Here is a 23,628-nt window from a genome sequence, read left to right as displayed (position 1 = left end):
AGACCGCCCCGACCGGGACCGGGCGAACCGAGCGCGTCAGTGGTCGCCCGTGAGGAAGCGGCGGGCGGCCTCGGCGAAGACGCGGGTGCAGCGGACGATCTCCTCGACCTCCACGTACTCGTCGGCCTGGTGGGCGATCCACTTGCCGCCCGGCCCGTACACGACCGACGGGACGCCGCCCCAGTGCGTGAGCACGGTGCCGTCGGTCGAGCCGGGCACCCCGCCGTACACCGGCTCCTCCCCCGTGACCGTCCGGTGGGCGGCGGCCAGCGCGGCCACCACCGGGTCGGTCACGGGCACGTCCACGGGCGGCCGGTCCACCAGCACCGACACCTCGGCGGCGATCCCGTCGCGGACAGAGCGGACGGAGCGGGCGGCGAGCGCGGCCACCCGGCCGGCGACGTCCCGGTGCCCGACGCCGGGCACCGTCCGCACGTCCACGAAGACGGACGCGGTGGCGGGGATGACGTTGACCTGCTCGTCCGAGCCGGCCCGCAGCACGGTCGGCGTGACGTACACCTCGCCGAGGTGCACGTGGGCCGGGTGCCGGCGCTGCAGCTCCTCCTGCAGCTCGGCGAGCCCCACGAGCAGCGGCCCCGCGGCGGCGATCGGGTTGCGGCCGTGCTGCGGCATCGCGCCGTGCGCCATCTTGCCGGTGAGGTCCACGCGCAGCCGCAGCGCGCCCTTGGCGACGGCGCAGATCTCGCCGGCCTCGGGCTCGGCGACGATGGCGCCGTCCACGTCGGCGGCGAGCCCTTCGGCGACGAAGTGGTGGGCGCCGATCATGAGCCCTTCCTCGTCGGCCAGCGCGCACACCTTGATCCGGCCGGGGAACGGTCCGGCGAGCTGCAGGGCGCGGGTGGCGTACAGCGTGGCGGCCAGGCCGGACTTCATGTCGGCGCTGCCCCTCCCCCACAGCCGGCCGTCGCGCAGCTCGCCGCCGAACGGGTCGACGGTCCACTCCGACAGGTCGCCCTCGGTGACGACGTCGGTGTGGCCCTCGAACATCAGCGTCGGCCCTTCGCCGCCGCCGCCCTCGACCACGGCCACCACGTTGGGCCGGTCGGGCTCCACCTCGTACCAGGCGGGCTCCCAGCCCCACGAACGCATCCGCTCGGCGACCAGCTCGGCGGCGGCCCGCTCGCGCCGCCCCGGGTCGTTGGTGCTGGGGACGCGCACCAGCTCCCGCGTGAACTCCACCACTCCGGCGGCATCCACCTCGATCACGTCAGATCCTCCAGCGTCGGTACGGCCTCCAGCAGCGCCCGCGTGTAGGGGTGCGCGGGCGCGGCCCACACGTCGTCCACCGGCCCGCTCTCGACGATCTCGCCGTGGTGCATGACCGCGACCGTCTCGCACACGTGGCGCACCACGGACAGGTCGTGCGAGACGAACACGAGCGTCAGTCCGAGCTCGTCGACGAGGTCGGCCAGCAGGTTGAGTATCTGCCCGCGTACGGAGACGTCCAGTGCGCTGACGGGCTCGTCGGCGACCAGCGCCTTCGGGCGGGGCGCGAGGGCGCGGGCGATGGCGATGCGCTGGCGCTGCCCGCCGGAGAACTGGTGCGGGTAGCGGTCGGCGGCCCCGGCGGGCAGGCCGACCGCGTCCAGCAGCTCGGCGACCCGCCCGCCGACGGGCAGGCCGAGGGCGACGAGCGGCTCGGCGACGAGGTCGCGCACCCGCATCCGGGGGTCGAGCGAGCTCATCGGGTCCTGGAAGACGATCTGCAGGTTCTCCCGCAGGAAGCGCAGGTCGCGCTCGGGCCGGCCGGTGACCGGCCGGCCGTCGAAGGCGATGGTGCCGGCGGTGGGCCGGTCGAGCGCGCACAGCAGGCGCAGCAGGGTGGACTTGCCGGAGCCTGACTCGCCGACGATGCCGTACCGCTCGCCCTTGGCTACGGTCAGCGAGACGTCGCGCAAGGCGTGGACGGCGGCGCCCGGCCGCAGCAGCGAGGTGCGGGGGCGGCGGTAGACGCGGCTCAGCCCGCGGGCCTCGATCAGGGGCTCGCCGGGACGGTCAGCCCGCGGGGTGCCGGCATGCGTGGGCATGGCCTTCTCCTGTCAGCGCGGGGACCGTCTCGCAGAGCGCGTCGGCGTGCGGGCAGCGGTTCCTGAACACGCAGCCGCCGGGGAAGTGCCCGGCCGCGGGGACGCTGCCGCTGATGGTGGGCAGGCGGGTGCCGCGCGGGGTGAGCCGGGAGGCGGCCAGCAGCCCTTCGGTGTAGCGGTGGCGGGGCCGGGTGAACACCTCGCGGATGGGGCCGGACTCGACGACGCGGCCGCCGTACATGACGAGGACCCGCTCGCAGACGGCGGCGACCACGGCGAGGTCGTGGGTGATGAACAGCAGCGCGGGCGCGACCTCGGCGATGAGGTCGAGCATCCGCTTCTGCACGGTGACGTCGAGCGCGGTGGTGGGCTCGTCGCAGATGAGCAGCGCGGGCTCGTTGGCGAGGGCGATGGCGAGCATGACGCGCTGGCGCTGCCCGCCGGAGAGCTGGTGGGGGTAGGCGCGGGCGAGCTGCGCGGGCTCGGGCAGCCGCACCCGTTCGAGGAGCTCGACGGCGCGGGCGCGGGCCTCGCGGCGGCCCCGGCCGTGCAGGGTCATGACCTCGGCGACCTGGGCGCCGACCCGCATGAGCGGGTTGAGCGCGGTCATGGGCTCCTGGAAGACCATCGACAGGTCCCGGCCGCGCAGCCGCTTGAGGCGGCTCTCCGGCACGCCGATCAGGTCGTGCCCGGCGAGCGTGGCCCGCCCGGTGGCGGTGACGCCTTCGGGCAGCAGGCCCATGAGCGACAGTGCGGTCAGCGACTTGCCGGAGCCTGACTCGCCGATCAGCCCGACCCGCTCGCCCGGCCCGATCGAGAACGACACCTCATGCACCAGGTCGGTGTCGCCGGCCCGTACGCCGAGCCCGTCAACCGTGAGCCCGTCAACCGTCAGCACGGATCCTCCTCAGCTTGGGGTCGAGGAAGTCGCGCAGGCCGTCGCCGAGCAGGTTGAAGCCGAGCACGGCGAGCGCGATGGCCAGGCCGGGCCACAGCGCGAGGCGCGGGGTGGAGAACAGCAGCTCCTGCGACTCCTGGAGCATCCGTCCCCAGGAGGGGGTGGGCGGGCGGGTGCCGAAGCCGAGGAACGACAGCGCCGCCTCGGCCAGGATGGCGATGGCGAACGACACCGACGCCTGGACGATGAGCACGGAGGAGATGTTCGGCAGCACGTGCCGCAGCGCGACGGCGCCGGCGCGGCGGCCTGCGGCGCGGGCGGCGAGCACGTAGTCGGTGACCATGACCTGGAGCGTGGCGGCGCGGGCCACCCGGGCGAAGGCGGGCACCGTGGCCACCCCGATGGCGATCATCGCGGTGAGCGTCCCGGCCCCGTACACCGCGCCGAGCATGACGGCCAGCAGCAGCGCGGGGAAGGCGAAGACGAGGTCGTTGACCCGCATGACCAGCTCCGACAGCCAGCCGCGCGGCGTCATCCCGGCGAGCACGCCGAGCGGGGTGCCGAGCAGCGCGGCGATGCCGACGGCGACGACGCCGACATAGAGGGTGGTGCGGGCGCCGACCATGAGCTGGCTGAGCGTGTCGCGGCCGAACTTGTCGGCGCCGAGGAGGTGGCCGCCGCCGGGCTCGTGCAGCTTGGCCGCGGCGTCGACGAGGGTGGGGTCGTACGGCGTCCACACGAACGACACCAGCGCGGTCAGCACCACGACGGCGACGAGCGCGCCGCCGGCGACGAGCCCCGCGTTGAGCCGGCCTCTCATGGCAGCCCTCTCGTCGCGGCCCTCTTCATCGCGGCCCTCTTCATCGCAGCCGTCTTCATCGCAGCCTCGGGTCGAGCAGGTGGTAGGCGACGTCCACCACGAAGTTGATCAGCAGCACGGCCGCCACCAGCACCATCACCACGCCCTGGACGAGCAGCAGGTCGCGCCCGGCGACGCCGTTGAGCAGCAGGTCGCCGAGCCCGGGGATGACGAAGACCCGCTCGACCACGACCGCGCCGATGAGCAGCGTGGCCAGTTGCAGCCCGAGCACGGTGACGACGGGGACGGAGGCGTTGCGCAGGCCGTGCCGCCACAGCGCGCCGGTGCGGCCGCGGCCCTTGGCGCGGGCGGTGCGCAGGTAGTCCTCGCGCAGCACGTCGAGGACGGCGCTGCGCACGTACCGGGTCAGTACGGCGCCCTGCACCAGGCCGAGCGACAGCCACGGCAGCAGCAGGCTCCGCAGCCACTCCCCCGGGTCCTCGGCGAGCGGGACGTAGCCGCCGGAGGGCAGCGCCTGGGCCTGCACGGCGAAGACGAACACCAGCAGGATGCCGGCGAGGAACGCGGGGACGGCGATGCCGACCTGGCTGAGCGCGCTGACGGCCGCGCCGAGCGGGTCGCGGTGGTGGACGGCGGCGTACGTGCCGAGCGGCACCGCGACGGCCAGCGCGACGGCCATGCCGCCGAGCACGAGCACGGCGGTCACGCCGAGCCGGTCGGAGATCTGCGGGCCGATGGGGGCGCTGGTGACGTAGGAGACGCCGAAGTCGCCCTGGGCGAGGCCGCCGAACCAGTCGAGGAACTGCGTCACCGGCGGCCGGTCGGTGCCGAACCACGCGCGCAGCTCGGCGACGGCCTCCGGGGTGGCGTTGACGCCGAGGGCGATCTCGGCCGGGTCGCCGGGCAGCAGCGCCATGAAGGCGAAGACGACGACCCCCGCCACGGCGGTGCTCGCCACCAGCACCGCCAGGCGTTTGACCAGGTAGAGGGTCATGCGGGGGTCACTGCTTGGCGAGCGCGGTGAAGTCGAAGGACTCGGCGATGGCGTTCTGCGGCAGGCCGGTGACGCCCTTCTTGGCCACGATCAGGTTGGGGAACAGGAAGAGCCAGTCGGCGGCGGCGTCGTCGGACAGCAGCTTGGCGGCCTGCTTGAGCGCGTCGGTCTGCTCCTGCTCGGTCCCCTCGTCGGCGGCGGCGAGGAGCTTGCCGAACTCGGGGTTGTCGTAGCGGAAATAGTAGGACTTGTCGGCGAAGATGCCCATGTCACGGGGCTCGACGTGGTTGATGATCGACAGGTCGTAGTCGCCCTTGGTGAACACCTGGTCGAGCCAGCGGGCGGGGAACTCCAGCGGCTCGATGTCGGCCGTGATGCCCACCTGCGCGAGCTGCGACTTGACGACCTGGGCGCTCGCCACCGCGTACGGCAGGTTGGGGATGCGCATCTTGACGGTGTAGGTCTTGCCGCCGAGCAGTTGCCTGGCCTTGGCCGGGTCGTAGGGGTAGTCGCCGGTGCGGTCCTCGTACCAGGGGTCGGTGGGCGGCGTCATCGAGCCGATGAGCTGGCCGCGCCCGGCCCAGGCGGTGTCGAGCAGCGCCTTGTGGTCGATGGCGTGCCGGACGGCCTGGCGCACGCTCTTGTCGTCGAAGGGCGGGCGGCCGTTGTTCATCGACAGCACGACCTCGCCGTTGGTGGTGCCCTCGATGACCTGGAAGCGGTTCGGGTCGGCGAACTGCTGCAGCGACTCGGGGGCCTGGACGCTGGAGATGACGTCGATGCCGCCGGTGAGCAGCGCGTTGTTCATCGCCGTGGCGTCCTTGAAGTACTTCAGCGTGACCGACGACAGGGCCGGCTTCGTCCCCCAGTATGCGGGGTTGGCGTCGAGCCGGATGGAGTCGCCGCGCCGCCAGGCGCCGAGCACGTACGGGCCGGTGCCGACGGGCTTGTTGGGCAGGTCGGCGACGCCGGTGCGGCTGAACATCGCGCCGAGCCTGGTCGCCATCGCGTACAGGAAGCCGTTGCTGGGGCGCTTGAGCGTGACGACGGCGGTCGTGTCGTCCTTCTTCTCGACCTTGTCGACGACGTCGAGCTGGGCCTTGATCTTGAGCTTCCAGTCGGTCCTGACCCGGTCGAGGGAGAAGACCACGTCGTCGGCGGTGAACGGGGCGCCGCTGCTGAACTTCACGCCGGGGCGCAGGGTGAAGGTGTAGGTCCTGCGGTCGCCGGAGACGTCCCACTTCTCGGCCAGCAGGGGGACGATCTTCCCGTTCTGGTCGAGCTTGACCAGGCCCTCGTACACGTTGACGAGCAGCGCCTGCGGGATCGCGGCGCCTTCGGTGGAGGTGAAGTCCAGGTTCGCGGGCTCGGCGACGGCGCCGACCGACAGCGACGCGGCCTTGGGCGTGCCCCCGGCGCCCGGACCGCCTCCGGAGCCGCCGCCGCACGCGGCGGTGCCCAGCAGGAGACCGCCCACGGCGATCCAGATCCCGATGCGCCTCATGTCTTGCCGCCTCCTGGCTAGTGCACTGGTCTGACCAGTAGGCTACGCACACTGCCAGTGTGCGGCGGTTCGGGTCAAGGGGGCGTCCATGGGTGGTCCGCGGTTCGAGCCGGTGCGCGCCGTGCGGGCGTACGAGCGGGTCGTGGAGCAGATCGAGGAGGCCGTGGAGAGCGGGGCGCTGACCCCGGGCGAGCGGCTGCCGAGCGAGCGGGAGCTGATGGTGCAGTTCTCGGTCGGCCGCTCCACGGTGCGCGAGGCGCTGCGGGTGCTGCAGGCGCGCGGCCTGGTCCGCTCGCGCCCCGGCGACCCCAACGGCGCGGAGGTGCTGCCGTTCTCCCCCGTCGTGCTGAAGAAGTCGATGACCACGCTGGCCCGGGTGTCGGAGCTGTCGCTGGGCGAGCTGGTGCAGTTCCGGATGGTGCTGGACGCGACGGCGGTGCTGCTCGCCGCGCGCCTGCGCACCGAGGAGCACCTGGCGGAGATGGCGGCGGCGGTGGACGACATGAAGGCGGCCGACGCCGCCGATGCGGCCGCTTTCGGCGCGGCCGACGCCGCCTTCCACGACGCTGTGGCGCGGGCCGGCGGCAACAAGCTCATCCAGGTCTGCACGGACGTGGTCCGCGCCGTCATGGCCGGCCTCGTCGAGGACCGGCTCGCGCGGGCGCCGGACCGGGAGGCGCTGATGCGCCGCGGCGTCGCCCACCACGAGGACGTCATCGCCGCCCTGCGCGCCGGCGACGGCCCGCTGGCCGCCCGGCTGACCCGGCAGTCGATGTACGACTACTACGCGGGCCACCTTCCGGCCGAGGAACGCGCCGCCCTAAGGGCGCTTCTGGAGTGATTTGCCCCACAGGGTGTTATGTTTCCCCCGTGGGGCGCGTGGATGGGGACGGGCTGATTGAGGCGTTTCTGCGCGAGCCGCGCCGATACACCAGCCACCAGGTCGCCGAGATGGCGGGGGTTCCGGTCTATCGCGCGCGGCGGTTCTGGCGCGCCCTCGGCTTCGCGAACGTGGCCGACGACGCCGTCGAGTTCACCGACTCCGACGTCGAGGCGCTGAAGACCATGATCGGCATGGTCAGCTCCGGACTCTACGACGAGGAGCACGTGCTGCTGATGGCCCGCTCGCTCGGCCGGGCCACGGCCCGCCTCGCCGAGTCGCAGGCCGAGCTGGGCGTGGAGGAGCTGGACCAGGCCGGGGTGCCGCTCGCCGACCGGCCGCGGGCCTGGCGGCGGCGGGCCGAGAAGGTGGTGCCCGAGCTCGCGCGGCTGCTGGTCTACGCCTGGCAGCGGCAGCTCGCGGCGGCCGCCGGCCGCATCGCCGAGCAGGACATGAGCGCGGTACGCCTGTCGGTGGGCTTCGCCGACCTGGTGGCCTTCACCCGGCTGAGCAGGCAGATCACCGGCAGCGAGCTGGCCCGGCTGATCGACAGGTTCGAGGGCACCTCGGCCGACATCGTCACCTCCGGCGGCGGGCGGGTGGTCAAGACGCTCGGCGACTCGGTGCTGTTCGTGGCCGACAAGGCGCACGTGGTGGCCGAGATCGCGCTGCGGCTGGTGGAGCACCCGCGCGCCAAGGGCATGCCGGAGCTGCGGGTGGGCCTCGCCACCGGGCCGGTGATCTGGCGGATGGGCGACGTGTTCGGCACCACGGTCAACCTGGCCAGCCGGCTGACCGCGCTGGCGCTCCCTGGAACGATCCTGGCCGGGCCCGAGATGGCCGAGGAGCTGGAGGGCGACCGGGCCTTCCGGCTGCGGGAGGTCAACCGGCTGTCGGTGCGGGGGCTGGGCGAGCTCGCGCCGTTCACGGTGTCGCGGGGTTAGGATCACCGAACATCGTTCTGCTCATTGAGGGGTGCCCCTTGACCACTCGCCAGCATGCCATCGGTGACCTGCTGCGGCGCTCGGCCGCCCGTCACCCCGCCAAGACCGCGCTCGTGCACGGCGACCGGCGGCACAGCTACGCCGACCTCGACCGGGCCGTGAACCGGGTGGCCAACGCCCTGGCCGCGCGCGGCGTCGGCAAGGGCGACAGGTTCGCCGTGCTCAGCCACAACAACGACGCGTTCGTGATGGCGTACTTCGCGCTGGCCCGGCTGGGGGCCGTCTCCGTGCCGATCAACTTCATGCTGAAGTCCGACGAGGTCGGCTACATCCTGGAGCACTCCGGCGCGATCGGGCTGCTCGTGGAGGAGGCGCTGGCCCCGGTGGCCGCCGCGGCGGCGGGCGAGCGGGTACGGGTGCGCGGGGTCATCGGCTCGTACGCGGGGTGGGAGCCCTTCGACGAGTGGGCCGCGCACGACGACGACGGCGAGCCGGCCGCCGAGATCGCCGACGACGACCCGATCCAGCTCATGTACACCAGCGGCACCGAGTCGCGGCCCAAGGGCGCGACGCTGTCCAGCCGCGGCCTCATCGCCCAGTACGTCACCTGCGTCGTGGACGGCGAGATGCGCCACGACGACGTCGAGGTGCACGCCCTGCCGCTCTACCACTGCGCCCAGCTCCACTGCTTCCTGACGCCCGGCATCTACCTCGGGGCCACCAACATCGTGCTGCCCGGCGCCGACCCCGGCGCGATCCTGGCCGCCGTGGAGGCCGAGCGGGCGACCAAGCTGTTCTGCCCGCCGACGGTCTGGATCGGCCTGCTGCGCCACCCCGACTTCGACCGGCGCGACCTGTCGTCGCTGCGCAAGGGCTACTACGGCGCCTCCATCATGCCGGTGGAGGTGCTGAAGGAGATCGCGGCCCGGCTGCCCCAGGTGCGGCTGTTCAACTTCTACGGCCAGACCGAGATGGCCCCGGTCGCCACCATCCTCGGCCCCGACGAGCAGCTCACCCGGCTCGGCTCGGCGGGCCGGCCCGCGCTGAACGTCGAGACGAGGATCGTCGACGACGAGGACCGGCCGGTGCCGCCCGGCGTGGTGGGCGAGATCGTGCACCGCAGCCCGCACGCCATGCTCGGCTACTGGAACGACCCGGACAAGACCGCCGAGGCGTTCCGCGGCGGCTGGTTCCACAGCGGCGACCTCGGCGTGATGGACGCCGACGGCTACCTGTCCGTGGTGGACCGCAAGAAGGACATGATCAAGACCGGCGGCGAGAACGTGGCGAGCCGCGAGGTCGAGGAGGCCATCTACCAGCATCCGGCGGTGGCGGAGGCGGCCGTGTTCGGGGTGCCGGACGAGCGGTGGATCGAGGCGGTGACCGCGGCCGTGGTGGTGCGCGACGGGGCCTCGGTCACCGAGGAGGAGCTGGTCGCGTTCCTGCGGGAGCGGCTGGCGCCGTTCAAGACGCCGAAGCGGGTGACGTTCGTGGCGGCGCTGCCGAAGAACGCCTCGGGCAAGGTGCTGAAGCGGGAGCTGCGCGAGGCGTTCTGAGGTCTGCTCCCGTCACGGGCGGCGGTCGATGGCCTGCATCCACTTGACGGCGACGGCCGCGACCTGGACCAGCTCGGCGCGCAGCCGGTCGGGATCGGTCTCGGCGAACGCCTCCAGCACCTCCTCGGCCAGGATGTGCCGCCAGGTGAGCGTGCCGGCGCGGTCCGCGGCGTCCGTCTCGTCGCAGGCCGCGGCGGCGCGGGCGGCCGCGTCGGCGCCGCCGGTGCCGTCGGGCAGCTGCTGCATGCCGAACCTGGCGTCCTGCGCGGCCCGCTCGGCGGTCACGTCGGCGAGCACCCTCGCCAGCGAGCCCGGCACGCCCGCGTCCCCGTCGTGCGAGCCATGGGCGATCGCCGAGGTCTCATGCGTCATGGGGTCAGTCTGCCGTGCCCGGGACGGTGGGCGGGCGGAACCCCGGGCCGAGGTCCAGGGGCGCGGCACAGGCGTGGTCACGGAAGGCGCGGGCGGCGGGGGTCAGGCGCTCCCCCGCCACCCAGCACACCCCGATCGTCCGGAACAACGACGGCGACAGAGGAACCTCCACGACCCCGGCGACGGCGGGCCCCGGGTCGCTCCGTGACGGCGCGGCCCGGCCAGGGCCGGTGCGCGGGAGTGCCGCCGGGCCGGGGTCGGTGCGGGGGAGGATGGCCACGCCGAGGCCCGCTGCCACCAGGCCGCGGACGGTCTCCGACTCCTGGCCCTCGAAGGCGATGCGAGGCTCGAACCCGGCCGCCGCGCACAGGTCGTCGGTGATCTGGCGGAGTCCGTACCCGTGCTCCAGCGTCACCAGTTCCTCCCCCTCCAGCTCCGCCGCCCGCACCCGAGCCCGCCCGGCGAGGCGGTGGCCCGGGGGTACGGCCAGCACCAGCTCCTGGTCGGCGAGCGGCCGTCCGGCGAGGTCGGGGTCGCCGAGCGGCATGGGGGCGACGAAGACCAGGTCGATGTCGCCCTCGCGGAGGGCGCGCAGCATGTCCTGGCGCGAGCCCTGCGCCAGGCTGAAGCGCACGCCGGGGTTGCGCTCGCGGAAGCGCCGGATGAGCGACGGCACGAGCGTGCGGCCGAGCAGGTGCAGGAAGCCGAGGACGACGCGCCCGCTGGCCGGGTCGATCTCCTCCCGCACCTCGCGGGCGGCCGTGGCGAGCGCGCCGAGCGCGCGGCCGGAGGCGGCGGCCAGCGTACGGCCCGCCCTGGTCAGCCGGATGCCGCGGCCGGACGGGAGCAGCAGCGGCGCGCCGACCAGGTCGGACAGGGCGGCGAGGCGGCGGCTGGCGGTGGGCTGCGGGATGCCGAGCTGTTCGGCGGCGCGGGTCACGTGGCCGGTCTCGCCGACGGCGGCGAGCAGGGCGAGCGCGGGCGCCAGGTGGGCGGCGAGCCGGTCGTCGGCGGCGTCGGGCGATTCATGCGTCACGGTATGAATTATCGGCCATCGCGGTATTGGACGCATTTATTAGCTTTGCTTAGCGTTGACGGCATGGTTCTTCGCGAGCGGCAGCAGGTTCAGAACGACGCCGCGCCCGGCGGCAGCACGCCGGGCGCGGCCGGGACGCCGGGCGTGGCCGGGACACCGGGCGCCGGCGGGACGCGGCGGGTCAGCGCGGCCGTCGCGGCGGGCGGGCTGTCGTCGTTCGCGCTGCTCTACGCGCCGCAGCCGGTGCTGCCGCAGCTCGCCGAGGGGTTCCGGCTGGACCCCGGGAGCGCGTCGCTGGCCGTCGGCGTGGCCACGGGGGCGCTCGCCGTCGCGGTGCTGCCGGTCGCGGCGCTGGCCGAGCGGGTCGGGCGGCGGCGGGTGATCGTGTGGTCGGTGCTCGTGTCGGCGGTGCTCGGGCTGCTGCTGCCGCTCGCGCCGACGTTCCCCGTGCTGCTCGGCATGCGGGCCGTGCAGGGGGTGGCGATCGCCGGGTTCGCGGGGGTGGCGGCGGCGTACCTGGCGGACGCGCTGGGGACGAAGCGGCTCGCGGCGGCGGTCGGCGCGATGATCGCCGGGAACTCGGTGGGCGGCATGCTCGGCCGGCTCGGCACCGGTTTCGCCGCCGCGCCTCTGGGCTGGCACGGGTCCCTGGCCGTGGTGGCGGCGGTGGCGCTGGCCTGCGCCCTGTTCGCGGCCCTGACCCTCCCGAGGACGGACACGGGAGTGGGGAAGGGCGCGAGCACGGCCGCGGGCGCAGGCACGAGCACAGGCACAGGCACAGGCGCGGGCACAGGCACAGGCACGAGCGCGGGCACAGGCACGAGCGCGGGCACAGGCACGGGCACGGGCGCAGGCACGGGCACGGGCGCAGGCACGGGCACGGGCGCAGGCACGGGCACGGGCACGGGCACGGGCGCGGGCACGGACGCAGGCGCGGGCGCGGGCGCCCGGCAGGAGCGTTCTGCGGGTGGGGCTCGGGGGGCGCTTGGGGTTGGGGTGTGGGTGCCCTGTGCGGTGGGGGCGCTGGCCATGGGGGCGTTCGTGGCGCTCTACAACGCGGCCGGGTTCCGGCTGGCGGCGCCGCCGCTGTCGCTCGCCCCCGCCGCGGCGTCCCTGGTGTTCCTGTCGTACGCGATGGGCACCGTGTCGTCGGCGGCGGCCGGGCGGCTGGCGGGGCGCTTCGGGCGGACGGCGGCGCTGGTGACCGCGCTGCTCGTCACCGTCGCGGGGTCGGCGCTGACCCTGCACCCGGCGCTGCCGATGATCGCCCTGGGGTTCGCCGTGCTGACGGCCGGGTTCTTCGCGGCGCACGCCATCGCCAACGCCTGGGTGACCGCGCAGGCGTCGCCCCGCACCCGGGGGCGGGCCGCCGGGCTCTACACCCTCTGCTACTACCTGGGCAGCGGCGCGGGCGGCACCGTGGGCAGCGTGGTGTACGGGCGCGCGGGCTGGCCGTGGCTCATCGCGCTGACCACCGCCTGGCTCCTGCTCGCCGCCCTCGCCGTCGTCCTCACCAGCGGCCGCGCCCGTGCCACGGCGCTCACGGACCGCGGCGTCCGGGTCACCGCGGAGGCAACACGCCGGTGACGGTCGTGCCCTCGCCGGGCACCGCGTGCACCGAGATCGTGCCGCCCGCCGCGGCGAAGGCGGCCCGCATGGCCGTGACCTCCGGCCCACGCTCATCCACGGGCAGGCCCGCGCCGTTGTCGCTGACCGTCATGCGCAGGCCGCGATCGCCGCTGGTCACCGCGACCGACACGAGCGAGACCGCCGCCGTCTCGCGTCCGGCCAGCGTCAGGGCCTCGCGGAGCGCGGCCGGCACGGCGCGGGCGGCCCGCGGCGGGACGTCGCCCGCAGGCAGGGCCCACGTCTCGACGGCGATCCCCGTCCGCCGCGACCACTCGGCCAGGCAGCGCCGCAACTCCGCCGCGAGCCCGCCGGAGAACCCGCCCGCGGACCCGCCGGCGGGCTCGCCGGTGGACCCACCGAAGAGCCCGCCGGTGGACCCGCGCCCGAGCCCGCCCGTGGACCCTCCGGTGGGCCCGCCGGTGGACCCACCGAAGAGCCCGCCGGTGGACCCGCGCCCGAGCCTGCCCGTGGACCCTCCGGTGGGCCCGCCCCCGAACCCGCCCGTGAGCCCGCTGGCGGTCCCGCTCGCCCATTCGTTCGCGATCCTGCCGGTCATGGTGGCCTCCTCGACGCCGCTCCCCCGCTCCCCGGCGGGGCTGGGGCCAGCATGCGGGGAGCGGTGTTGAGAAGACGTTGAGGCGGTGCGCAGTCAGGCGGGGGCGAGCCGGGTGAGGGTCACCGTGATCTCCTGGCGGCTGCCGGCCGGGCCCCGGTGGACGCCCTTGAGCGGCGGCACGTCGGAGTAGTCACGGCCGCGGGCGACCACGACGTGCGCCTCGCCGACGTGGCCGCGGCCGGCCGGGTCGAGCGGCAGCCACTGCCCGGCCCAGTATTCCACCCAGGCGTGACTCTGCCCGTCCACCGGCTCGCCGACCTCGGCGGCGGGCCGCGGGTGCAGGTAGCCGGAGACGTAGCGGGCGGGCAGCCCGGCGGCGCGCAGCAGGCCCGCCGTCAGGTGCGCCAGGTCCTGGCAGGCGCCCTTGCCGAGGTCCCACGCCTCCTGCGCGGAGGTACGCGCGCCGCCCGCGCCCGGCAGGCACGCCACCCGTGCCGTCACCATCTCGCAGATCGCCCCGGCCGTCGCGTGCGGGTCGCGTCCGAGCGCCTGGACCCTGGCCAGCTCCTCCAGCTCGGGGCCGACCGCGGTCATCGGGGTCGAGCGCAGCAGCTCCTTCAGCGACGGGTCGTAACCGGCCGCCACGCGCCGGGGCGGCCCGCCCGTCTCGACCCTGCTGACGGCCTCGACCGTCAGCGACGTGTGCGGCTCCATCACGTCGAACGAGGTCACCTTCGTCCCCCAGTAGTCCTCGTAGGTGAAGACGGGGACGGACGGGGTCACGGTGACCCGGCTGGAGAGCACGTTGTGCGCCGGGGTCATCCTGACCTCGTTGTAGGAGGAGTGCGCCTCGCCGTCGTACTCCACGTGCGTCACGTGCGAGACCTTCAAGCGCCAGCCCATGCCATCGCCTCTCTGTAGCCCGCCATGCGGCGGAGGGTAGGAGAGGGATGTTTCGCCGGGCGGCACCGGATGTTACAAGCGGTCCTCAGGCGCCGAGGTAGCGCAGGACGGCGAGCACCCGGCGGCTGTAGCCGGGGTCGCGGGGCAGGTCGAGCTTGTCCATGACGGCGTTGACGTGCTTTTCGACGGTGCTGAGCGACACGTGCAGGCGCTCGGCGACGGCGGCGTTGGTCAGGCCCTCGGCGAGGTGGCGCAGCACCTCGGCCTCGCGCGGGCTGAGCCGGCTCAGCGGGTCGGCGCGGGTGGCGCGGGCCAGGAGGCTGCGTACGACCTCCGGGTCCAGTGCCGTGCCGCCGGCCCGGACCCGCTCCAGCGCGTCGAGGAACTCGGCCACCTCGGAGACCCTGTCCTTCAGCAGGTAGCCGAGCCCTTCGGTGGAGCCGGCGAGGAGCCGGGCGGCGGAGTGCTGCTCGACGTACTGGGACAGGACGAGCACGCCGATCTCCGGGTGGCGCTCGCGGATCTCCAGGGCGGCTCGCAGCCCCTCGTCGCGGTGGGTGGGCGGCATGCGCACGTCGATCACGGCCACGTCGGGACGGTGCCGCTCGACGGCGTCGAGCAGCGCGGGCGCGTCGGCGACGGCGGCGACCACCTCGTGGCCGGCCTCGTCGAGCAGCCGCGTCAGCCCCTCGCGCAGCAGCACGGAGTCGTCGGCCAGGATCAGTCGCACGGGGGCGCCTTGGGCAGCGTGGCGATGATCCTCGTCGGGCCGCCGGGCGGGCTGTGCACGCTCAGCTCGCCGTCGAGGGCCCGCACCCGCCGGGCCAGGCCGGACAGCCCGCCGCCCGCCGGGTCGGCGCCGCCCCTGCCGTCGTCAGAGATGGCCACGCTCACCGTCCGCTCGTCCTCGCTCAGCACCACCAGGATGTCATGGGCGGCGGCGTGCTTGACCGCGTTGGTGATCGCCTCGCGGGCCACGAAGTACAGCGCGGTCTCGACCTCGGAGACCGGCCGTCCGGCCAGCCCGTAGTGGACGGTGACCGGCACGCCGGCCCGCTCGGCGGCGCCGTCGAGCGCGGCCCGCAGCCCCAGCTCGTCCAGGGCCGTCGGGTAGATGCGCCAGGCCACGCCGCGCAGCTCGTCGAGGAGCCGGCGCGACTCGGTGTAGGCCTGGTCGATCAGCTCGGCGACACGAGCCCGGCCGGCCCCGTCCGAGGCGATCTGGTGGCGGGCGCGGCCGAGGAGCATGGCGAGGGCGACGCCGCGTTGCTGGACGCCGTCGTGCAGGTCCCGCTCGATGCGGCGGCGCTCGTCGTCCACCGCTCTGACGATGCCCGTACGTGACGCGGTCAGCTCGGCCACCCGCCGGCGCAGCCGTTCCTGGCGGTCGGGGCCGAGGAAGCGGGCCGCGACGGCCCGGTCGAGCGCGGCGGCGGCCAGGGTCAGCAGGGCGGTCAGGGTGAGCGCGGCCAGCCCGGCGGTCAGGCCGAGCGCGCCGCTGCTGGTCACGACGCGTACGCCGGGCAGGGTGACCGGCACCGGCTCCGAGCCGCCGAGCACGAGGTCCCACAGCCCGCCGAGCAGCAGCAGGACGGCGAGGAACAGCGCGTTGAAGCAGGCGTACCCGGCGAGCGCGCCGACCAGGGCCCGCGCGGCGACGAACCCGAGCCCGCCCTCCCCTGCGCTCTCGTGGCCGTACCAGCGGGCGAGCCGCGCGCGTTCGAGCGCCGCCAGCCGCGCGACGACCCGCCCTGCGGCGGGACGGGCGGCGGGGACGAGGAGCGCGGGCCAGCCCAGGCAGATCAGCGCCAGCCCGGCGACGCCCGTGACCGTGCCGAGCAGCACCCCGACGGGCGCCCGCGCCGGGGAAGGCCGGCCGGCCGTGCGCGCGCCCTCCGTCACCTGCTCACTCCCTCGCTTCACGGGTACGGCCCCGGCGCAGTCTAGGCGTCACGGCGGCGCAGGACCGCGTGGCCGGCCGCGAGGACCGCCGCCGTCCAGGCCAGGAGCCAGGCCAGGCCCTCCCCCGCCGGGTACGGGATCGGCCCCCCGGTCATGTTGTCCGTGCTGCCCATGAACGCCAGCCCCGCGAACAGCGGCATCCGCAGCGACATCGCCACCGCCGGCCCGCTGCCGGTCATCATCAGCAGCAGCGGCAGCCCCATGAGCAGCATGAACACGACGGTCAGCGTCCCGGCCGCGCTGCGCAGGGCCGCCCCGGCGCCGAGGGTGAGCACCGCGATCAGCGCGAAGTACACCCCGATGCCGGCCAGGTCACGCACGAGTTCGCCGGCCGGCAGCACGACCAGGCCGCCGAACACGTCGAGCGACAGCAGCGCGTACACGGCCGCGGTGGCCGCCGCGCCCGACAGCACGCCGGTGGCGGCCATCACGGGCGCGAGCACCAGCGCCTTGGCGGCCAGCATCACCCCGCGTACGGGGACGGCCTGGAGGGTGACCCGGATCGAGCCGGAGGCGTACTCGGCGGTGATCGTCAGCATGGCCAGCGCCACCAGGGCGAACTGGGCGAACGACGTGGCCGACACGGCCGCCTCACTGGCCGCCACGGGCGCCGCGGCCGGCCCGTCCGAGCGCAGCGCCTCGGTGGCGGACGCGCCGCCGAGGGTCACGGCGGCCAGCACCATGAGGGCGAACGCCGCCGCCAGGCACCACCACGTGGACCGCACCGACCACAACTTCGCCCATTCGGCGCCGGCGGCCTGCCACAGGACGCGCACGCTCCCGGCGTCCCGTTCCGTCGTCGCGCTCATGCGCCTCTCCTTCCCGCGCCGTACTCGACGTCGCCCTCGGTCAGCTCGTGGTAGGCCTGCTCCAGTGACGCCTCCCTGACCCGCAGCCCGTGCAGCCTGACGCCGGCCTCGTGCGCCAGGTCGCCGACGCGTTCGACGGGCGCGCCGGTCGCGACCAGCTCGTTCTCGCCGGTCCTGGTCACCTCGATCCCGGCGGCGCGCAGCCGGGCGGCCAGCTCTCGCGCGTGCGGGGTGCGGACGACCACGGCCGTCAGCGAGCTGCCCGCGATGACCTCCGCGAGCGGCGCGTCGGCGATGAGCCGGCCCTTGCCGATCACCACCAGATGGTCGGCGGTGAGCTGCATCTCGCTCATGAGGTGGCTGGAGACGAACACCGTGCGGCCCTCGGCGGCGAGCGAGCGCATGAGCCCGCGCACCCACCGCACCCCGTCCGGGTCGAGGCCGTTGACGGGCTCGTCGAACAGCAGCACCCCGGGGTCGCCGAGCAGCGCCGCGGCGATGCCGAGCCGCTGGCTCATGCCCAGCGACAGTGCCCCGGCCCTGCGGTGGGCCGCGCCTTCCAGGCCGACGGCCTCCAGCACCTCGCCGACCCGCCCGCGCGGGATGCCGTTGCTGCGCGCCAGCGCCACCAGGTGGGCGTGGCCGGAGCGGGCCGGGTGCAGGGCCCGCGCGTCCAGCAGCGCGCCGACGGTGCGGAGGGGGTTCCTGATCCGCCGGTACGGGACGCCGCCGATGAGCGCGGCGCCCGCCGTGGGCCGGTCGAGGCCCAGGATCAGCCGCATGGTGGTCGACTTGCCCGCGCCGTTCGGCCCGAGGAAGCCGGTCACCGCGCCGGGCCGCACGTCGAGGGTCAGGTCGTCGAGGGCGAGGCGGTCGCCGTACCGTTTGCTCAGTCCCGTCAGTCTGATCACGCCGCCTCACGCTAGGCGGGCGGGCGGGGCCGCGGCCATGGTGGCGGACCGCCGACTTCGATGGCGGTAAACCCCCATGGTGGGGATGTCGGGGAGCGGTGGCAGGCCCTACGATGCGCGCCAGCCGGAATCGTCATCCCCTGAGTGAGGTCTTGTGTTCGGAATTCTCCGCCCGTGCGCGGCGCACGGCTGCCCGTCCTTGATGCAGGCGTGGCGGGCGCACCTGTGCGGGTTGTGCCTGACGTTACGTGACGGGGAGGGTCACGGCGCGCGGCTGGCCACCAACTACGACACGCTGGTCGTGTCCGTGCTGGCCGAGGCCCAGCTCCCGTCCGGAACGGCGCCGCGCCGGACGGCTGGGCCGTGCGCGCTGCGCGGGTTCCGCCCGGCCGAGGTGGTGGACGCGCGGGCGGGCGGCGCCCGGCTGGCGGCGGCGGTCTCGCTGGTGCTGGCCGCGGGCAAGCTGCGCGACCACGTGGCCGACGGCGAGGCCGCGTTCGGCACGGTGGCGGCCCGGCGGAGGCTGGCGGCCCGCTGGCAGGAGGGCGGGGCCAGGCTGGCGGCCGGGGTGGGCTTCGACGCCGCCGCGCTGACCGCCACCGTGGACCGCCAGCTCGACGTGGAACGCTCCGCCGGGCCCTCGACGGGCGTCCTCACGCTGACCGCGCCCACGGAGGAGGCGGTGGCGGCGGCGTTCGCGTACACCGCGGAGCTGGCCGGGCGGCCGGGCAACGCGGCCGCGCTGGCCGAGGCGGGCCGCTTCTTCGGCCGCCTCGCGCACCTGCTGGACGCGGTCGAGGACCGCGCGGAGGACGAGGCGCGGGGCGCGTTCAACCCGCTGACCGTCACCGCGACCCCGGAGCGGGAGGCGCGGCGGCTGTGCGAGGACGCGGCCCACGGGCTGGAGCTGGCGCTGCGCGAGGCCGCGTTCGAGGACCGGCACCTGGTGGACGCGCTGCTGGTCACCGAGGTGCGGCGGGCCGTGGACCGCGCCTTCGCCGAGACCGCCTCCTACGAGCGGCCGGGCTGGATCAGGAAGTCGGCGGCGGGCGTCGCGACGTTCTTCACCTGCGGGATCTGGCGTCCGCGCTGGAGCAGGAGGGCCGGCCGCCCGTGCGAGGACCGCTGCTACTTCGGCGACGGGAGCTGCTGCGAGGTGGGCAACTGCTGCAACTGCTGCAAGTGTTGTGACTGCTGCGACGGCTGCGGCAACTGACGCCGCTCAGCCGAGCATCCACTGGGGCGTCTCCTTGAGCAGCTCGTCCAGCTCCTCGACGGCCTCCCGCTCGACGGCGCCGGCCCGCGCCAGGTCCTCGACCCGCCGGCACAGCTCGGCCTCACGGGTGGCGCCCACGGTGGCGCAGCTCCCCTTGAGCCGGTGCGCCAGCGCCTCCAGCCGCGCGTGGTCGCCGGCGTCGGCGGCGGCGCGCAGGTCCTCGAAGGTGCGCCGCGCGGTCGCGAGGTACGCCTGCGCCACGTCCGCGACCGCCTCGGGCGACAGCCCGGCCAGCTCCGGCGGCAGGCTGCCGTAGGCGGCCCATTCGGGGACCCTGGCCAGCACCCGGGGCCAGTCCACCGGTTTGGCCAGGTGGTCGTCCATGCCGGCCTCCAGGCAGCGGACGCGGTCGTCCGGCATGGCGGCGGCGGTCATGGCGATGATGGGGGTGCGCGCCTCCTCGCGCCGCCGGATCTCGGCGGTGGCGGCGAGGCCGTCGAGCACGGGAAGCTGGCAGTCCATGAACACCAGGTCGTAGCCGCCGGTCAGGACGGCCCGCACGGCCTGCGCGCCGTCGTCCACGGTGTCCACCTCGTGCCCGGCCTGGCGCAGGACGAGCATGGCGACCTGGCGGCTGACCTCGTCGTCCTCGGCGACCAGGATGCGTACGCCGCCGGGCTCCGCCGCCGGGTCCTGGACGAGCTCGCGCGGCTCCCCGGGGCAGCCTTCCGCGACGCCGAGGGCGTTCTCGACGGCGGCGAGCAGGCGGCGGCGGCTCAGCGGCCGGGTGATCGACTGCACGGCCCGTTCGCCGGCGGCGGCCGGCCAGGCGAAGCGCGCCCGGCCGGGCGTGACGACCACGACCACGCTGGTGCTCTGGAGCAGCGGGTCGCTGAGGATGGCGTGCGCGAGCGAGCCGCTCCCCTCGGCGCCGAGGTCGAGGGCGACGACGGCCAGCTCGTACGGCCCGCCGCCGGCCGCCGCGGTGCGCAGTTGCACCAGCGCCGAGCGGGCGTCCCTGGTCTCCTGGACGGCGAGCCCGGCCTCGGACAGGTAGCGCCCGGCGAGCGCCCGGTCCTCGGGGCGGGCGTCGGCGACGAGGGCCCGCCGCCCCTGCAGCGCCCCGGCTCCCGGCTCCGACCAGGTGAGCACGTCCATCGGCAGCCGCACCCAGAACCGGCTGCCGACGCCCTCCACGCTGTCGAGCCCGATCTCGCCGCCCATCAGCTCGGTGAGCTGCCTGGCGATGGCGAGGCCGAGGCCGCTGCCGCCGGTGCGGCGGGTGATGGGCGAGTCGACCTGGCGGAAGACGCCGAAGACCCGCTCGCGGTCGTCCGGCGGGACGCCGACGCCGGTGTCGGAGACGGCGAAGCGCAGCGTCACCCGCGGCTCGCCCGGCTCGCCCTCCTCCAGGGAGACGTGCAGGTCCACGCCGCCCTGGACGGTGAACTTCAGCGCGTTGCCGACCAGGTTCACCAGGATCTGCCGCAGCCGCGCGGGGTCGCCGGCGACCTGGCGGGGCACGTTCTCGTCGAGGCGGAGCGTCAGCCAGAGCCCCTGCTCGTAGGCGAGCGGCGCGAGCGGCGCCACCACCTCGTCGCACAGGCGCGGCAGGTCGAACGGGGCCTCCTCCACCTGGAGGTGCCCGGCCTCGATCCTGGACAGGTCGAGGAAGTCGTCGAGCAGGCGCAGCACGTTCTGCGCGGACTCCTGGGCGGTGGTGGCGTAGTGGCGCTGCTCCTCGTCCAGGCGGGTGCCCATGAGCAGGGAGTTCATGCCGAGCACGCCGTTGATCGGGGTGCGGATCTCGTGGCTGATCTTGGCCAGGAACTCGGACTTGGCGCTGGAGGCGCTGACCGCCTCGTCCCTGGCGGCGGCCAGCTCGGCGGCGTAGCGGGCGAGCGTGGCCTGGGCGCGGCGGCGGCCGCGGGTGGAGTGGATCTGGATGCCGAGTCCGATGAGGATGAGCAGGGCGAGCAGGCCGGCGACGGTGACGACGGTGCCGCGCAGCTGCTCGGCGCTGGCCAGCGCCTCGGACGCCGACACCTCGGCGGTCACCGTCCAGCCGATGCTGGGGATGGGCTCGGAGGCCGACAGGACGGTGCCGTCGATGCCGCGGAAGCTGCCGTTCCAGGTGCGGCCGGCCAGCGCCGCGTCCACGCGCGGGTCCTCGCGCAGCGAGGTGAGGGCGTACAGCTTCCTGCCGGGGTCGGCGACGAGCACGCCGGCCCGGTCGGTGATGAGCAGCCGGATGTTCTGGGCCTCGGCGGCCTCCTCGGCGAAGCGCTGGATGGCGTCCAGGCTGTAGACGACGGTGAGGATGCCGAGCATGCGCTCGCCGTCGGCGCTGGGGATGGGCGCGGCGACGGCGACGGCGCGGGAGACGTCCCGCATGGTCGGCGTGTACGCCTGCGAGACGTGTGCCTGCCGGCGGTCGCGCACCGCGCGGTACCAGTCGGAGTTGCCGATGTCCTGGGGCAGGGCGCTCGGCGGCTCGGCGCCCAGCATCTCGCCCTCGGGCGAGGTGAGGATGACGCCGCTGACGCCGTCGTCGCGGCTGCGTTTGAGCTCGGCGAGGTAGCCGCGCAGGGTCTCGGCGCCGGTGTGCTTGACGGCCTCGCGGACGCGGGGCTGCTCGGCGAAGGCCACGACGAGCTGCTTGAGCGAGCCCATCTGCTGCTCCACGACGACCCGGCTCACCGAGGCGGTGGTCTTGACCCGGTCGCTGACCTCGTTGCTCATCGCCTGCTCGGAGAGGCTGATGCTGGAGGAGGTCAGCAGCGCCAAGGGCAGCAGGCCGAGCAGTGTCCACAGGGCCGTCACCGCGAGCAGCCATCTCACCGGCGTCCGTCTCCTCCCGATCACCCGGCTCCAGACTAGGAGGGATCAGCCGCCGGTGGGAGGATCAACTTGAGCAGAATGCGCTAAAGTCGATCTTTATTAGCAAAAGCCACCTAAGCTGCACTGAACCTCTGTCAGATGGAGCGAGGAGCGTGCGGTGCCTCAGTCCAGGGACATCACCGTACTCATCGTGGACGACGACCCGGTCGTGACGGCCGCCTTGCAGGCGCAGGTCAACCGGGTGCTCGGGTTCAGGGTCGTGGGGATCGCCCACAGCGGCCACGCGGCGCTCGCCGCCGCCGCCCGTTTCGCGCCGCGCCTGATCCTGCTCGACCTGCACCTGCCCGACCTCCCCGGGCTGGAGGTGGCGCACCGGCTGAGACGCCCCGAGCAGCCGCCCGCGGACGTGATCGTCATCTCCGGCCGCAAGGAGTCGGCGACCGTGCGCGCCGCCATCCAGCGCGGCGCCCTGTACTACCTGGTCAAGCCCACCCGCACCGGCACCCTGGAGCAGACGCTGCTGCGCTACGCGGCCACGGCCGAGCAACTGGAGGCGAGCGGCCGCTTCGCCGAGCAGCAGGAGATCGACCGCATCTTCCGCTCGCTCCACACCGACCAGCCGTTCCGCCCGAAGAGCATCTCCGCGGCCACCGAGCAGGCCGTGCTGGACGCGCTCGCCGAGGTCGCGGAGGACGTCTCCGCGCACGAGCTGGCCGCCAGCATCGGCGTCAGCCGCGCCACCGCCCGCCGCTACCTGGAGCACCTGGTCGACCGGGGCCTGGTGGAGACCAGGCCGAGGTACGGTCCCACCGGCCGGCCCCAGCACCGTTACCGCGCTAGATGACGGGCCAGATGACCAGTTCGAGGAATGCGCTGGCCGCGCTGCTGTGCCTCGTGCTGTGCCTGGTGCCGGCGGGCTGCGGGCAGGCCGACCCGTTCCCCGAGGGCTCGACCATGGCCCGCATCAGGGACCGCGGCGTCCTCGTCGTCGGCATCAAGTTCGACCAGCCCATGTTCGGCTACAAGGACCCCGCCACCGGGCGGATCATCGGCTTCGACGCCGAGATCGCCCGGCTGGTGGCCCGCGACCTCACCGGCAGCGAGCGCAACATCCGCTTCGTCGAGACCGTCACGCGCGAGCGGGAGAACTTCATCTCCCAGGGCATCGTGGACCTGGTCGTCGCCACCTACTCGATCACCCCGGCCCGCGCCCGCCTGGTGACCTTCACCGACCCGTACTACTACGCGGGCCAGGACCTGCTCGTCCGGGCGGCCGACACCCGCATCCGCGGCGTGGCCGACCTCGACGGCAGGACCGTCTGCACGGCGATCGGCTCCACCTCCGCTGACCGGCTGCGTGCCGAGGTGTCCGGGGCCCGCCTGGAGATCGTCGACACCTACAGCGTGTGCGTGCCGGCCCTGCTGTCCGGCCGCGTGGACGCGCTCAGCACCGACGACACGATCCTGCTCGGCCTCCAGGCGCAGCATCCCGACGCGCTGCGGCTGGTCGGCAAGCCGTTCGGGCGCGAGCCGTACGGGATCGGCGTCCGCAAGGACGACCTGGCCTTCCGCGACTACCTCAACGGCCTGATCGCCCGCTGGCTGGCCGGCGGCGAGTGGGAGCGCGCCTACCGGGACACGATCGGCGTGTCCGGGGCCACCTCGGAGAGCTCCAAGCCGTCGGCCCGCTGGATCACGACCCGGCCCGATTCCTGAGCAGAACGATCACAAGCCCTTCCTGGCGACACG

22 protein-coding genes are annotated in these 23,628 nt (G+C 74.5%); 7 read left to right on the top strand and 15 right to left on the bottom strand.

Going from position 1 to position 23,628, the window contains the following annotated elements; all coding sequences use genetic code 11:
* Positions 1–36 precede the first annotated feature (36 nt).
* From AC27IY_RS14040 to AC27IY_RS14015, 6 genes are read right to left on the bottom strand one after another with little or no spacing between them, the layout of a single operon-like run.
* Positions 37–1,227, bottom strand: a complete 1,191-nt coding sequence (locus AC27IY_RS14040) for a M20 family metallopeptidase (protein ID WP_487178199.1) — start codon at positions 1,225–1,227, stop codon at positions 37–39.
* Positions 1,224–2,048 carry an ATP-binding cassette domain-containing protein gene (locus tag AC27IY_RS14035; RefSeq protein ID WP_364456367.1) on the bottom strand — a complete coding sequence of 275 codons (825 nt, stop codon included), beginning with the start codon at positions 2,046–2,048 and terminating at the stop codon, positions 1,224–1,226. The genes AC27IY_RS14040 and AC27IY_RS14035 overlap by 4 nt, the downstream gene beginning before the upstream one ends.
* Positions 2,017–2,946 (bottom strand): ABC transporter ATP-binding protein, encoded by a 930-nt coding sequence (locus AC27IY_RS14030; RefSeq protein WP_487178198.1) that lies wholly within the window; start codon positions 2,944–2,946, stop codon positions 2,017–2,019. Before AC27IY_RS14030 ends, AC27IY_RS14035 begins: the two co-directional genes overlap by 32 nt.
* Positions 2,933–3,766: an ABC transporter permease gene (locus tag AC27IY_RS14025; RefSeq protein WP_364456371.1), complete on the bottom strand. Its 834-nt coding sequence runs from the start codon at positions 3,764–3,766 to the stop codon at positions 2,933–2,935. The genes AC27IY_RS14030 and AC27IY_RS14025 overlap by 14 nt, the downstream gene beginning before the upstream one ends.
* A 55-nt stretch (positions 3,767–3,821) precedes the next feature.
* On the bottom strand, positions 3,822–4,760 hold the full coding sequence (locus tag AC27IY_RS14020) for an ABC transporter permease (protein ID WP_487178197.1): 939 nt from the start codon (positions 4,758–4,760) through the stop codon (positions 3,822–3,824).
* A 7-nt stretch (positions 4,761–4,767) separates the two neighbouring features.
* A complete protein-coding gene (locus AC27IY_RS14015) occupies positions 4,768–6,264 on the bottom strand; it encodes an ABC transporter substrate-binding protein (RefSeq protein ID WP_487178196.1) in 1,497 nt (498 codons plus the stop codon).
* 88 nt (positions 6,265–6,352) lie between these two features.
* Here AC27IY_RS14015 and AC27IY_RS14010 point away from each other — a divergent pair, with 88 nt between their 5' ends.
* The 3 genes from AC27IY_RS14010 to AC27IY_RS14000 are packed head-to-tail and all read left to right on the top strand — an operon-like array spanning position 6,353 to position 9,644.
* Entirely contained in the window at positions 6,353–7,105 is a 753-nt protein-coding gene (locus AC27IY_RS14010; protein ID WP_344205967.1) for a FadR/GntR family transcriptional regulator, read from the top strand.
* Positions 7,106–7,134: 29 nt separating this feature from the next.
* On the top strand, positions 7,135–8,088 hold the full coding sequence (locus AC27IY_RS14005) for an adenylate/guanylate cyclase domain-containing protein (protein ID WP_344205966.1): 954 nt from the start codon (positions 7,135–7,137) through the stop codon (positions 8,086–8,088).
* Positions 8,089–8,126: 38 nt separating this feature from the next.
* Positions 8,127–9,644: an acyl-CoA synthetase gene (locus AC27IY_RS14000; RefSeq protein ID WP_423471816.1), complete on the top strand. Its 1,518-nt coding sequence runs from the start codon at positions 8,127–8,129 to the stop codon at positions 9,642–9,644.
* Between the two features lie 12 nt (positions 9,645–9,656).
* Here AC27IY_RS14000 and AC27IY_RS13995 read toward each other — a convergent pair whose 3' ends face one another.
* Together AC27IY_RS13995 and AC27IY_RS13990 are read right to left on the bottom strand one after the other, a co-directional pair.
* Complete coding sequence (locus tag AC27IY_RS13995; RefSeq protein WP_487178195.1) at positions 9,657–10,016, bottom strand: hypothetical protein; 360 nt, start codon at positions 10,014–10,016, stop codon at positions 9,657–9,659.
* A 4-nt stretch (positions 10,017–10,020) separates the two neighbouring features.
* A complete protein-coding gene (locus AC27IY_RS13990; protein ID WP_423447530.1) occupies positions 10,021–11,052 on the bottom strand; it encodes a LysR family transcriptional regulator in 1,032 nt (343 codons plus the stop codon).
* Between the two features lie 63 nt (positions 11,053–11,115).
* On the opposite strand from AC27IY_RS13990, the gene AC27IY_RS13985 reads away from it, so the two are divergent.
* Positions 11,116–12,639 (top strand): MFS transporter, encoded by a 1,524-nt coding sequence (locus tag AC27IY_RS13985; protein WP_487178194.1) that lies wholly within the window; start codon positions 11,116–11,118, stop codon positions 12,637–12,639.
* Here AC27IY_RS13985 and AC27IY_RS13980 read toward each other — a convergent pair.
* From AC27IY_RS13980 to AC27IY_RS13955, 6 genes are all read right to left on the bottom strand, one after another.
* Positions 12,614–13,237, bottom strand: a complete 624-nt coding sequence (locus AC27IY_RS13980) for a sensor histidine kinase (protein ID WP_487178193.1) — start codon at positions 13,235–13,237, stop codon at positions 12,614–12,616. The two genes, AC27IY_RS13985 and AC27IY_RS13980, sit on opposite strands and share 26 nt — an antisense overlap.
* A gap of 93 nt (positions 13,238–13,330) precedes the next feature.
* Complete coding sequence (locus AC27IY_RS13975) at positions 13,331–14,140, bottom strand: transglutaminase family protein (RefSeq protein WP_364456390.1); 810 nt, start codon at positions 14,138–14,140, stop codon at positions 13,331–13,333.
* 85 nt (positions 14,141–14,225) lie between these two features.
* Complete coding sequence (locus AC27IY_RS13970) at positions 14,226–14,870, bottom strand: response regulator (RefSeq protein ID WP_487178192.1); 645 nt, start codon at positions 14,868–14,870, stop codon at positions 14,226–14,228.
* Positions 14,861–16,042: a sensor histidine kinase gene (locus AC27IY_RS13965; protein ID WP_487178191.1), complete on the bottom strand. Its 1,182-nt coding sequence runs from the start codon at positions 16,040–16,042 to the stop codon at positions 14,861–14,863. Before AC27IY_RS13965 ends, AC27IY_RS13970 begins: the two co-directional genes overlap by 10 nt.
* 41 nt (positions 16,043–16,083) lie before the next feature.
* Positions 16,084–16,911, bottom strand: coding sequence for an ABC transporter permease (locus AC27IY_RS13960; RefSeq protein WP_487178190.1), 828 nt, complete (start codon positions 16,909–16,911; stop codon positions 16,084–16,086).
* Positions 16,908–17,822: an ATP-binding cassette domain-containing protein gene (locus AC27IY_RS13955; protein WP_364456398.1), complete on the bottom strand. Its 915-nt coding sequence runs from the start codon at positions 17,820–17,822 to the stop codon at positions 16,908–16,910. The genes AC27IY_RS13960 and AC27IY_RS13955 overlap by 4 nt, the downstream gene beginning before the upstream one ends.
* A 154-nt stretch (positions 17,823–17,976) precedes the next feature.
* Between AC27IY_RS13955 and AC27IY_RS13950 the strand changes: the two genes are divergently transcribed.
* Complete coding sequence (locus AC27IY_RS13950) at positions 17,977–19,038, top strand: DUF5685 family protein (RefSeq protein ID WP_487178189.1); 1,062 nt, start codon at positions 17,977–17,979, stop codon at positions 19,036–19,038.
* Between the two features lie 6 nt (positions 19,039–19,044).
* On the opposite strand, the gene AC27IY_RS13945 is transcribed toward AC27IY_RS13950, so the two are convergent.
* On the bottom strand, positions 19,045–21,879 hold the full coding sequence (locus AC27IY_RS13945) for a hybrid sensor histidine kinase/response regulator (protein ID WP_423447543.1): 2,835 nt from the start codon (positions 21,877–21,879) through the stop codon (positions 19,045–19,047).
* A gap of 157 nt (positions 21,880–22,036) precedes the next feature.
* Here AC27IY_RS13945 and AC27IY_RS13940 point away from each other — a divergent pair, with 157 nt between their 5' ends.
* Positions 22,037–22,723, top strand: coding sequence for a response regulator (locus AC27IY_RS13940; protein WP_344205950.1), 687 nt, complete (start codon positions 22,037–22,039; stop codon positions 22,721–22,723).
* An 8-nt stretch (positions 22,724–22,731) separates the two neighbouring features.
* Positions 22,732–23,595 (top strand): glutamate ABC transporter substrate-binding protein, encoded by an 864-nt coding sequence (locus tag AC27IY_RS13935; RefSeq protein WP_487178187.1) that lies wholly within the window; start codon positions 22,732–22,734, stop codon positions 23,593–23,595.
* Positions 23,596–23,628: the final 33 nt, after the last annotated feature.

Source organism: Nonomuraea sp. B208, from assembly GCF_057536035.1.
The sequence above is the reverse complement of the archived record's forward strand: the minus strand, read 5'-3'. Positions and strand labels throughout refer to the sequence as shown.

What these genes read in the sequence shown, in the direction of transcription:
- AC27IY_RS14035 (WP_364456367.1), bottom strand. Translation starts at nt 2,048, where the DNA reads ATGCCCACGCATGCCGGCACCCCGCGGGCTGACCGTCCCGGCGAGCCC.
- AC27IY_RS14025 (WP_364456371.1), bottom strand. Translation starts at nt 3,766, where the DNA reads ATGAGAGGCCGGCTCAACGCGGGGCTCGTCGCCGGCGGCGCGCTCGTC.
- AC27IY_RS14020 (WP_487178197.1), bottom strand. Translation starts at nt 4,760, where the DNA reads ATGACCCTCTACCTGGTCAAACGCCTGGCGGTGCTGGTGGCGAGCACC.
- AC27IY_RS14015 (WP_487178196.1), bottom strand. Translation starts at nt 6,264, where the DNA reads ATGAGGCGCATCGGGATCTGGATCGCCGTGGGCGGTCTCCTGCTGGGC.
- AC27IY_RS14010 (WP_344205967.1), top strand. Translation starts at nt 6,353, where the DNA reads ATGGGTGGTCCGCGGTTCGAGCCGGTGCGCGCCGTGCGGGCGTACGAG.
- AC27IY_RS13995 (WP_487178195.1), bottom strand. Translation starts at nt 10,016, where the DNA reads ATGACGCATGAGACCTCGGCGATCGCCCATGGCTCGCACGACGGGGAC.
- AC27IY_RS13985 (WP_487178194.1), top strand. Translation starts at nt 11,116, where the DNA reads ATGGTTCTTCGCGAGCGGCAGCAGGTTCAGAACGACGCCGCGCCCGGC.
- AC27IY_RS13980 (WP_487178193.1), bottom strand. Translation starts at nt 13,237, where the DNA reads ATGACCGGCAGGATCGCGAACGAATGGGCGAGCGGGACCGCCAGCGGG.
- AC27IY_RS13975 (WP_364456390.1), bottom strand. Translation starts at nt 14,140, where the DNA reads ATGGGCTGGCGCTTGAAGGTCTCGCACGTGACGCACGTGGAGTACGAC.
- AC27IY_RS13960 (WP_487178190.1), bottom strand. Translation starts at nt 16,911, where the DNA reads ATGAGCGCGACGACGGAACGGGACGCCGGGAGCGTGCGCGTCCTGTGG.
- AC27IY_RS13935 (WP_487178187.1), top strand. Translation starts at nt 22,732, where the DNA reads ATGACCAGTTCGAGGAATGCGCTGGCCGCGCTGCTGTGCCTCGTGCTG.